We start from the raw sequence: 9,169 nt of genomic DNA on the forward strand, positions 1-9,169 counted from the left end.
ACTCCGGCGGGGCGGCGGGTTCGGGGGCTGTGCACGGCTCGGGTGGAGCGCATGGCACGGCTGGAGCGCATGGTGAGGCTGGAACGAATGGTGCGGCTGGAACGAATGGTGCGGCTGGAGCGCACGGCGCGGCTGGAACGTTTGGTGCGGGTGGCGTAGGCGCACTCGGTGCGTGGGGCGTGCACGGTGGCCACGGAGTCCAGGGAGGCGTGGGTGCGGGCGCCGGCGTGACGTGGGCGCGGGACGGGCATGGTGCGCGCGGTATGCAAGGGGCGGAGTACTCCACCGGGGCCCAGGTCGGCTGGGGCGACGGCGCCGGTGGCTTCGGTGCGTCCGGCACGCCGGTCGCTCCGGCGGCGGGGTCCTATCAGCCGGGCTCCGCCGGGGCGCCCGCCGCGTCCGCCGGCAAGCGGCGCCGTCGGGGCCGTACGGTCGCACTCGTGCTGGCGCTGGCCGTGCTGGTCGGTGGGAGTGGGGCCGTCGCGCTGCACTACGCGGACGGATGGTCGGCCGGGACCGGCACCTCGGCCGGGACGGACGGATCGGGCGGGCCGGAGGACGGGGACCAGTCGGCCGACGGGGTGCCCGAGGGGTGGGAGCGGGTCGAGGACCCGCAGGGTTTCAGTCTCGCGCTGCCCAAGGGGTGGAAGCGGCAGGTCGAGGGCTCGCAGATCGACTACACGCCCGACGGCGGTGAGCACTTCCTGCGGGTCGCCGTGGACGACTCGCCGGACTTCGACAGCCCGTACCACCACCAGCTCGACCTGGAGGAGCAGGTGCGGACGCGGTCGCAGTACCAGCAGGTTCGCCTGGAGGAGAACATCTTCCGCGACCGGCCGGGCGCGCTGTGGGACTTCACCTGGACCGCGTCGGCGAAGGACACGGAGTTCCCCGGTCCGCGCCGGGCGATCGAGCAGATGTACCTCTCCCGGGACGGCGTCGAGTACACGATCTACATGTCCGCGCCCGCGGGGGACTGGAAGACGGCCGAGAAGCAGTTCTACGCCGTGCTGCGCAGCTGGCGGCCGGCGGTGCGCTGAGCCCCGCCGACACAGTCGAGACGCCGGCTTTCCCGCCTGATTCCCCGGCCGCAGGGCCCCGCACGGCGCTCGCACGGCGCTCGTGAGACGTGTGTGCGGCGCTTGTCGGCCAGCCCGTCGCACGGCACCGGAGGGTTCGGGTCCGGTGCGGCATGATGGGGCGTATGGGGACCGAGGGGGAGAGCGTCCGTGTGATAGCCGGGCGTTACCGGCTGGAGGCCAGGATCGGCCGCGGCGGTATGGGGATCGTGTGGCGGGCCACCGACCAGCTCCTCGGTCGGCAGGTGGCGGTCAAGGAACTCGCCCTGGACGACTCGCTCCCGGAGGAGCGGTCCCGGGAGCGGCGCGAGCGCACCCTGCGGGAGGCGCGGGCGGTCGCCGGGCTCGGTCACCCGCACATCATCGTGGTGCACGACGTCGTCGAGCAGGACGAACGCCCGTACATCGTCATGGAGTTGATCGACGGCGGCTCGCTCGCGGAGCGGATCGACGAGCGGGGCCCCGTCGACGCGCGGGAGGCCGCGCGGATCGGGATCGCTCTGCTGGGCGCGCTGCGGCGGGCGCACGACGCCGGGGTCCTGCACCGCGATCTGAAGCCCGCGAACGTCCTGCTGGAGAACGGCACCGACCGGGTCGTCCTCACCGACTTCGGTATCGCCCAGGTCGCCGGCGCGACCACGCTCACCGAGAGCGGGTCCTTCGTCGGCTCGCCCGAGTACACCGCCCCGGAGCGGATGTCCGGGGTCCGCACCGGGCCGGAGTCCGACCTGTGGTCGCTGGGCGCGCTGCTGTGCGCCGTGCTCAGCGGCGAATCGCCGTTCCGACGTGACTCGTTGGGCGGGATCCTGCACGCGGTCGTCGTCGACGAGATCCGGCCGCCCGCGCAGGCCGCGCCGCTGCTGCCCGTCGTACGGGGCCTGCTGGAGCGTGATCCGGACCTGCGGCTCGACGCGGCGGAGGCCGAGCGGCTGCTGCGGGCGTTCCGGGAGACCGGCCGGACGCCGCGGACGACCAGGAACCCGAGGGCGTCGCACGGTTACACCCCGACGCGGCGGGACGTGCCGCGTCCGGGCCGGGACGCGTGGCGTACGGCCGCCGCGGGAGGCGCGGGAAACGCGGGGGCCGTCGCCCAGGACGTACCGGCGGCCGGGGGCGGACAGTCGTCGTCGGACCCGGGCGGACCCGGTGCGGCGGCGCCGGGGGAGCGGCCCGGGGAGGCGCGCCCGACACACTCCACCCGGAGCGTGCTGGTCGCGGCCGCGCTGGTGGCGGCGATGGCCGGGGCCGGCGTCTCGGCGGCGGCGCTGCTGATGCGGGAGGGGGGCGGCGGGGGCGGCACCCCGGGCAGTTCGGCACCGCGCACGCCGGGCGCGTCGAGCACGCCGGGCGAGTCGGGACAGTCGGGACAGCCGAGGGCGCCGGGAGAGTCGGGGCAGTCCGGCTCGCCGAGCACGCCGCATACGTCGGGCGCGTCGAGTGCCTCGGGCGGGTCCGGAGGCTCCGGCGGCACGGCCGGCACGGCCGGTACGTCGGGCGACGCGACGCCCACCGTGACGCGCTCGCGGGCGGCCACCGCGCCGACCGTGCCCTCGGGGTACCGGCTGGCCGAGGACGAGCGGGGCTTCAGCCTCGCGGTGCCGGACGACTTCACCCGGGAGCCGCAGGGGGAGCGGGTCTTCTACATGTCGCCGGGGCAGGTGATCCGTATCGGCGTCAAGGTCGACGACCCGGAGGGGGGCGGGCCCGCCGGGGTGATGCGGCGCGCCCATGCGCAGGGGCCCTCCACGAACCCCGGTTACCGCGACGGCCGGGTCACCGAGACCACGCACGACGGGCGGCCGGCGGCGCTCTGGGAGTTCACCTGGGACGGTTTCAGCGCCGCGGAGGGGCCCCGGCACACGTACGACCTGTGCTGGGAGCGGGACGGGCGGCTGTACGACGTGTGGGTGTCGGCGCCGGTCGGGAGGGTGAGCGAGGCGAAGGAGTACTTCGACGTGGCGGTGGACACGTTCGTTCGTAACTAAAGCGGAGATAAGTGATGTTCCGCGTCACGGGTCTGTGACCGGAAAGCGACGGGGGTGGCTGCCGAAGCGCTTGTCGCGATACAGATGAACGTATGAGCAGCAACGGGGGCGCCCCTTACGGACCTGGGCCCGGACCCGGCTACGGAGCCGACGAGCCGACGAGTTTCGGACTGCAACCGCCGCAGCCGAGTGCGCCGTACCCCGGGAACCCGTACGCGCAGCCGACCAGGGCCGGGGACCAGTCCGCGCCGCCCTCGGAGCCGCAGCCCCAGCCCCAGCCGCATCCGCAGTCACCGCCGCATTCGCAGCCGCAGGCCGTGCAGGCGGCGCGGCCCGGGCCGCCCTCGCAGGCGGCACAACCCGCGCCGTCCTCGCAGGAGCCCGGCACCGGGCGGTTGATCGCCGGTCGTTACCGGCTGCTCGCCAAGCTCGGACACGGTGGTATGGGTACGGTGTGGCGGGCGCAGGACGAGACGGTGGACCGGGAGGTCGCCGTCAAGGAGCCCCGCGTACCCGACCATCTTCCCGAGCGTGAACGGGCCAACGCCTTCGAGCGGATGCGCCGCGAGGCCCGTGCGGCGGCCCGGCTCGATCATCCGTCGGTCGTGAACGTGCACGATGTGGCGGTCGTGGACGACCGGCCGTGGATCGTCATGGAGCTCGTACGGGGGCGTTCGCTCGGCGCCGCGCTCCAGGAGGGCACCCTCGGCGCCCGTGACGCGGCGAGAATCGGCCTCGACGTGCTCGGCGCGCTGGAGGCCGCGCACGCGGCGGGCATCCTGCACCGGGACGTCAAGCCGGACAACGTCCTCCTCGGCCGGCACGACCGGGTCGTCCTCACCGACTTCGGTATCGCCCAGATCGAGGGCGAGACCAACCTGACGGACACCGGCGGCTTCGTCGGCTCGCCCGAGTACATCGCCCCCGAACGCGTGCTCGGCCAGCGCCCCGGCCCCGCGTCGGACCTCTGGTCGCTCGGCGTCGTCCTCTACGCCGCCACGGAGGGCGTGTCGCCCTTCCGGCGCAGCAACACGCCGGCGACCCTGCAGTCCGTGCTCAACGCCACGCCGGCGGCGCCCGCCTCGGCCACCGGCCCGCTCGCCGAGGCCATCAACGGCCTGCTGCAGAAGGATCCGGCGCGCCGTCCGAGCGCCGCCCGGGTCCGCGAGCTGCTGGAGACGGCCGCGAACCCGCCCGCGCCCATCCAGGTGGTCCAGACGACCGCAGGGCCCCGGGCGGAGGACACCAAGGGCATCAGGATCGGCGCCAGGACCCTCGCCGGCGTCGGCGCGGCGGTCTTCGCGGCGGCGGTCGCCGGGCTCGGCGTGCTGGGCGTGGCTGCGGCGGTGACGGCCTACGTGGTGATCGCCGACCCCTTCGCGGGGCCGCTGCCGGACGGCTGGAAGCAGCGGGACCTCGGTACGAAGGTCGCCGCGAGCGTGGGCGTGCCCGGGGACTTCGTGAAGGACCGGTTCGAGCCGGACGAGACCGACGGCACGTTCGCGCAGTACAGCGACCCGAGCGGGCTGATCCGGATCAACGTCGACCGGGACATCGAGGAGGACGACAAGGAGAACGAGATCCCGGGGGTCGCGCTGGACCGGGCGTACGCCGACTGGGAGTTGGTCAAGGACGGCGAGTACTCGCTGGACGTCGCCGACACCCCCATGCCGAAGGGGCGGCCGCAGGAGGCGAGGTTCCAGGACCACGAGGCCGCCGAGAACACCATCAGGTACACGACCACGGACAGCCAGGCCCCGCGCCTGCGGGAGGCGCGGGTCCTGTACTACAAGGCGGGCAATGGTGACATGTACCGGCTCTGGATCGACTATCCGGGCAAGGGGCACTTCACCGAGCAGGGGCGCGAGATCGCCCGTACGGTCATCGCGAACCTGAAGATCGACACGATGTAGACGCGGCTCCGCTCCTGATGCGTACGCCTCAGGAGAGCGCGAGGGCCACGTCGTTGGTGACGGTGAAGAAGAAACGGGCCTGTGGCAGTGCGCCGTTCGGTGTGGTCATGGTGACCGCCGGGTACTTGTCGGTGTCCTTGCGGTCCACGATGTCGTCGAACAGGCGGCCGAGCCGGATGAGTTCGGCGTCGGCGGCGGGGCGCAGGTACAGGTCCCAGATCACCTTGTCCGGGCCGGCGGCGTCCGGGAGGGACGTCAGCCGTGCGTGGAACCCGTGGCGTCCGGTCGCGCCTGTCTCCCCGGTGGGTGTCACCGGTGCCGCGAAGTCCGTCACGTCCTCGCCCCGGGCGACGCCGACCAGTGTCGCGCCCTCGCCGAGGACGGCCCCGTGCAGGACGCCCCGTACGGCGATCGAGTCGTCGCCCACGGGCAGTGCGGTGACCTCGGCGTGCGCGGTGCGGTGGAAGGTGCGCAGTGCCAGGTAGCCGTCCTTGGTGGCGTACGGGATCCACCAGGCGACCGGCGACCGGTCCGGGAGCTCGGCGGTCAACAGGCCCCGCTGCTCGACCAGTCCCGCCCGCAGCCGACGGCGTGCCCCGTCCTCGCCCCGTTCGACGTGCAGGTCCCAGCGGCCCTCCGCGAGGTCCAGCTCGTCGCGGCTCAGCGTGGCGGTCCACGGGCTCCCGGCGTCGCCCGGCGTGTCCTGCCGGAGGGGGAGACGCACCTCGTCACCGGCGTGGCGTCGGCGCAGCAAGAGCGTCAGGTCCGCCCCCGACACGCCGGACGCGGCCACGGCTACCCGCACACCGCCGCGCCGGTCGGCACGGCAGCCGGCTCTGGGACGTAAGGGCCGGGGCGCGGTGTCCTCGGTGGAGGGACGCGGGGGAACGGCCTGCGCGGACCCGGCGGACGCGTGGGCCGCCTGGAGCTTCGCGGGCTCGGGCTTCGCGGGCTCGGGCTTCGGGGCTCCGGGCTTCTTGGTCGGCGTCGTGGGGAGCCGGCCCAGTGCCCGGCGTAAGCGGCGTCGCAGTTTCACCGGTGCCGGGGTGCGGGCCTCCTGCAGGTCGGCGATCAGCTGTTCGTACTCCGCGGCGATCGTGCGGGGCGCGTACCGCTGGACGGTCGTGCGGCCGGCGGTGCCGACGCGCTGCCGTAGCTCAGGGTCGTCGATGAGCCGGAGCAGGCCCGTGGCCAGGGCGTTCGGGTCGCCAGGGGTGACGAGGAGGCCGTCGGTGCCGTCGGTGACGATCTCACCGGGGCCGTGCGGGCAGTCGGTGGCGACCGCGGGGACGCCGGCGTGCATGGCCTCCAGGATGGTCATGCCGAAGGACTCCCACTCGGAGCTGACCGCGGCTACGGAGGCCTTCGCCCACTCGGTCTCCAGCGTCGCGGAGGGGCCCATGAGGAACACGTGGTCATTGAGGCCCAGCGTGTCGATCAGGGCACGCAGGTTCGCGCGCTCCGGGCCCTTGCCGTAGATCCGCAGCCGCCACTCGGGGCGTTCGGCGACGACCTTGGCGAAGGCCTCGACGAGCAGGTCGTACCGCTTGACCGGGAACAGGCGCCCGGCGGCGACCACCAACGGCGCGCGCAGGTCGGAGGGTTCGGCCTTGGGCCGGGGCGCGGCGTTGCCGATGTTCGTGAAGCGGGTGCGCAGACCGGGCAGGTGCCGTCGGTGGTCGGCGGCGTCCCGCACGGAGACGGTGACGAAGGCGTCCAGGCGCCTGATGGCCTCGTTCTGCGCCTCGCGCACGCCGGGCACGTGGTTGTCGTACGACAGGTGTTCCTGCCCGATGAGCAGCGGGCCCCGGCGTGTCGCGCGGGACGCGCGGGACGCACCGGGCGGGCGGCGCGAGCCGACGGAGCCGTGCCCGGCCAGGGCGACCACGAGCGCCGGGCGAGTCGCGACGACGACGTCGGCGTCGGTGGTGTCGAGGAAGGCACGCAGACGTTCGTCGGTGAGCGCGGTGTAGCGGTGGGCGAGCACCTCCGTGGGCGGGACCACGGCGGAGGGCCGGGACATCAGCTCGTGGGCGCCGTCGTAGGACGCGGCGTCGGGGCGCTCGTCGACGAGCGGGACCAGGCGGACCTTGCCGCTCACGCCGAGCAGGGGGCGGTCCTCGGTGCGTAAGACCGAGACGACCTCCACGTCGTGACGGGCCGCCAGGGCTCCGGCGAGGTTCAGTGTCGAGCGGACGGTGCCGCCGATGGCGTACGCGTTGTGGAGCAGGAAGGTGATCTTCATGGCGTTCAGTACGTCCTCTCAGCGATCCAGCCCAGGACCCGGTCGGCCACACCCGGCTCCTTCAACAGTGCTCCGCCGTGCGCGGAACCGGCCACCGTCTCCACCGTGACCCCGTTGGCGGGCATGCTGTGGGCGTCCTCCTCGGCGGCCTCCAGGTCGAGCGAGTGCCGGACGGGCACGAAGTCGTCCTCGGAGTGGAGCAGGAACATGGGGGCGTCGTCGCCGCCGGAGGCACGGTTCCTGACGACCATGTCCGTCCAGGTTTCCTGGCAACCCGGGTGCCCGGCGCCGGAGTTGTCCGACGAACCGGGATGGCAGCGGGCCAGGAGCGTGGCGTTGTCGCGCAGCTTGCGCTGCCTGGCGGTCGCGTCGCCGGCGTTGCCGTCGCGCCAGGCGCGGTAGGGGTCGTTCACGGGGGACAGCGCCACCACGCCGTCGACGCGGAAGGAGCCGGAGCCGTAGGTGGCGACGGCCGTGGCGATCTGTCCGCCCGAGGAGGAGCCCAGCAGGACCAGTCGGTCGACGTCGACGTCGAAGTCGGCGGCGTGGTCGCGGATCCAGTCCAGCGCGGACAGCGCGTCGGTCCGCTGGGCCGGCCAGGGAGCGTCGAAATTCAGCCGGTGGTCGACGGCGAAGACGGCGTACCCGGCGTCCGCGAAGGTACGCGACCAAGTGGCCCAGCCGGTGTCCTCGTACCAGTGACCGCCGTGCAGGATCACGAGGCCCGGCTGCTCCCCGCCCCGCTCCTCACCAGCGGCGTTCCAGTAGGCGTCGAGGGTCTGCCGGGGGTGCGAACCGTAGGCGTGGGAGCTCTCGTTGCGGTCGGCCGCCTCGCTGGCGCGGGTGTCGTGGACGAGCAGCGCGGCAACGGTGGCAAAGCAAAGAATGAGACAACCCCAGAGCCGACGCACGGCTACCTGCCCTTCGAGTGACCTGACGGCAGGCGACGTCGTCCCCGGGCACGGGATCCGACCGAAACATCCACGGCATGGGGGGCGCCCACACGGCCTGCTTGCGTGAGCATCCGGACTATAGGCGGCCCGCGCGAACAACCGTCAGTCAGGGTACGTGAGTTGACCTGAAATTTCCGGCCTCGACAGCATGGCGGGGATCGCGGATGACATATGCAAACATCTCCATTCCTGTGGATGGGCCATGAGGGAAGGGGGTCGGCATGTAAATGACGTGCGGCTCTGGCCGCCCTTCGACTGGCCAAGGGGCGACGAACTCGGCCGCGAGATCGACAGCGCCATCGGCCGCGAGATCGGCCGCGAGATCTTCACCTGGCAGGGCGACGTCGGCAGCGGTCCACTCGTCCGGAGCTCGGCGACACCCTCGGCACCTTCGGCACGTGGAGGTGGACGGAGTCATGGGTGGAAGCGCCGGCTCAGTCCGAGGCGTCCGTCTCCCGGCAGGCGTGACCGCCCCTGTGGGTGTAGTGGTGGGCGTGCTCCCGGGGCGTCCGACTCCCCGGCAACCGTCGCATTGCGCCACCCGCTGCCCCTAACATGCCGTGTCAAGTGCATGATCGGCGGCGCGAAGGGCGAGCGAGCGTGGGCATCGAACACCTGGACGTACGGGCGCACGCGAGACAGCGCTGGGCGGCGAGGGCCGCCCTCGGCTGCGCGGTCCTCGCCGTGCTGCTGCCCCTCGGCTACGCGCGCGGGGCGAGCCTCCTCCTCGTCGCCGGTGTCGTGCTGGGCGCAGGTCTCACGGTGGCCTCGCTCTGGTGGGTACTGACCCGGCGCGGCCCCGCTCGTGTCGCGGCCGGAGTGCTGGCCGTGGCCGCGCCGGTCGGCGTCGTCTGGTGGTTCGCCGTCGTCAACCTGCTCTGGGTCGTGATCGTCTCCGCCGCCCTGTGGGGCGTCGCCGTCTGGTCCGGCAAGTTCGCCCTCAGCAGCACCAAGTCCCACCAGGTGCACGTCCCCGAGCACCGCGTCCCCTCCC

6 protein-coding genes and 1 pseudogene are annotated in these 9,169 nt (G+C 73.2%); 4 read left to right on the forward strand and 3 right to left on the reverse strand.

Features of this window, described 5'->3' with window-relative positions:
* Nucleotides 1-251: hypothetical protein (locus P1P70_RS34610; RefSeq protein WP_319244916.1), on the reverse strand; the 251-nt coding region annotated here is incomplete at its 3' end.
* A gap of 12 nt (nucleotides 252-263) precedes the next feature.
* On the opposite strand from P1P70_RS34610, the gene P1P70_RS34615 reads away from it, so the two are divergent.
* From P1P70_RS34615 to P1P70_RS34625, 3 genes are all read left to right on the forward strand, one after another.
* Complete coding sequence (locus P1P70_RS34615; RefSeq protein WP_319244918.1) at nucleotides 264-1,040, forward strand: hypothetical protein; 777 nt, start codon at nucleotides 264-266, stop codon at nucleotides 1,038-1,040.
* A 164-nt stretch (nucleotides 1,041-1,204) separates the two neighbouring features.
* Nucleotides 1,205-3,064, forward strand: coding sequence for a serine/threonine-protein kinase (locus P1P70_RS34620; protein WP_319244920.1), 1,860 nt, complete (start codon nucleotides 1,205-1,207; stop codon nucleotides 3,062-3,064).
* Between the two features lie 92 nt (nucleotides 3,065-3,156).
* Nucleotides 3,157-4,977 carry a serine/threonine-protein kinase gene (locus P1P70_RS34625; protein WP_319244922.1) on the forward strand — a complete coding sequence of 607 codons (1,821 nt, stop codon included), beginning with the start codon at nucleotides 3,157-3,159 and terminating at the stop codon, nucleotides 4,975-4,977.
* Nucleotides 4,978-5,005: 28 nt separating this feature from the next.
* Here P1P70_RS34625 and P1P70_RS34630 read toward each other — a convergent pair whose 3' ends face one another.
* Nucleotides 5,006-7,222: a glycosyltransferase family 4 protein gene (locus tag P1P70_RS34630; protein WP_319244924.1), complete on the reverse strand. Its 2,217-nt coding sequence runs from the start codon at nucleotides 7,220-7,222 to the stop codon at nucleotides 5,006-5,008.
* Between the two features lie 5 nt (nucleotides 7,223-7,227).
* Nucleotides 7,228-8,133, reverse strand: a complete 906-nt coding sequence (locus tag P1P70_RS34635) for an alpha/beta hydrolase (protein WP_319244926.1) — start codon at nucleotides 8,131-8,133, stop codon at nucleotides 7,228-7,230.
* 642 nt (nucleotides 8,134-8,775) lie between these two features.
* Here P1P70_RS34635 and P1P70_RS34640 point away from each other — a divergent pair.
* Nucleotides 8,776-9,169, forward strand: a pseudogene (locus P1P70_RS34640) (diacylglycerol kinase); the annotation flags it as partial.

Origin of the sequence: Streptomyces sp. MB09-02B (assembly GCF_033794485.1) — a bacterium.
Taxonomy (GTDB): Bacteria; Actinomycetota; Actinomycetes; order Streptomycetales; family Streptomycetaceae; genus Streptomyces.